At 55.2% G+C, this 623-nt stretch carries 1 rRNA gene; it reads left to right on the forward strand.

The window, feature by feature from the left end:
* Window positions 1-623, forward strand: a 23S ribosomal RNA gene (locus ACBJ59_RS62835); the annotation flags it as partial.

The raw sequence follows: 623 nt of genomic DNA on the forward strand, positions 1-623 counted from the left end.
TGTGATGTGACTGCGTGCCTTTTGAAGAATGAGCCTGCGAGTTATGGTGTGTGGCGAGGTTAACCCGTGTGGGGGAGCCGTAGCGAAAGCGAGTCTGAATAGGGCGTTTGAGTCGCATGCTGTAGACCCGAAGCGGAGTGATCTACGCATGGGCAGGTTGAAGCTCAGGTAAGACTGGGTGGAGGACCGAACCCACCAGGGTTGAAAACCTGGGGGATGATCTGTGTGTAGGGGTGAAAGGCCAATCAAACTCCGTGATAGCTGGTTCTCCCCGAAATGCATTTAGGTGCAGCGTTGCGTGTTTCTTGCCGGAGGTAGAGCACTGGATGGCTAATGGGCCCGACAAGGTTACTGACGTCAGCCAAACTCCGAATGCCGGTAAGTGAGAGCGTGGCAGTGAGACTGCGGGCGATAAGGTTCGTAGTCGAGAGGGAAACAGCCCAGATCACCGACTAAGGCCCCTAAGCGTGTGCTAAGTGGGAAAGGATGTGGAGTCGCAGAGACAACCAGGAGGTTGGCTTAGAAGCAGCCACCCTTGAAAGAGTGCGTAATAGCTCACTGGTCAAGTGATTCCGCGCCGACAATGTAGCGGGGCTCAAGTACACCGCCGAAGTCGTGGCATT

The organism is Nonomuraea sp. MTCD27, assembly GCF_041950495.1.
Taxonomy (GTDB): domain Bacteria; phylum Actinomycetota; class Actinomycetes; order Streptosporangiales; family Streptosporangiaceae; genus Nonomuraea.